Annotated in this window: 1 protein-coding gene; it reads right to left on the minus strand. The window is 46.2% G+C overall.

Features of this window, described 5'->3' with window-relative positions:
- On the minus strand, window positions 1–746 hold a 746-nt coding region (locus tag ACFIKJ_RS09550; RefSeq protein ID WP_375670563.1), incomplete at both ends, for a hypothetical protein.

Below are 746 nucleotides of genomic sequence, written 5' to 3' on the forward strand. Positions count from 1 at the left end.
CTGCATCTAAACGAATATTCTTCTCCGCAAGGAGAACAGCATCCCCACCCGCCGCAAAATGCCCCCCTTTACTAAAAATATCCCCACCATGCACATGCAATTGGTGATTTGCCGCAATCCGCCCTGAATTGGTTATTGTGGAATTGCTCGTATTTTGGCTGGTGATATTCACATCATTGCCCATGATCAAAGCCCCAGCAGAAACAAAGGAGGCTCTGTCTTTTTCAGGGATGTAAAGCACCGGTGCATAAACATCCATGCCCTTGACCTGTTGGCGCACATAAATCACCATCGGGGCTTCTAGGGACGCCAATTGTTCTTCACTCAAAGCCTCACCAAAGGGGAGATTGTGTGCTTTTGCATAGTCTGCCCCGACATCCAGCAAGGTTTTGACTTGTTCAATGGCATCACTTCCAGGAATAAAGGAACCTTTGCCCAAACCTTGACCAACCAGATCACGCATTTGTTTTTCAATCAATTCCTTTTCGAAATAAGCATCGCCTAAGAAAAAAATCTCCCGATCAGGATTGTAGCCAATTCTGTTCAAATAATAGGCTGAGCCATAAAACTTGCCGACATCAAGGAATTCTGCCCGCGTTTCATAAATGAAATTTTGATTGGGTAGCGTGCCCCCAACCCCACCCGATTGGGGCTTTGGTAAAGGGAGCCCCTCAGACAGTTCTCCTGCATTATTGAGATCCACTTTTGGTGTAAAGAGAGCATCAACCCCGGTTAAACCACTTAAG

Source organism: Bartonella sp. PS7NMGDW, assembly GCF_042193585.1.
Taxonomy (GTDB): domain Bacteria; phylum Pseudomonadota; class Alphaproteobacteria; order Rhizobiales; family Rhizobiaceae; genus Bartonella; species Bartonella grahamii.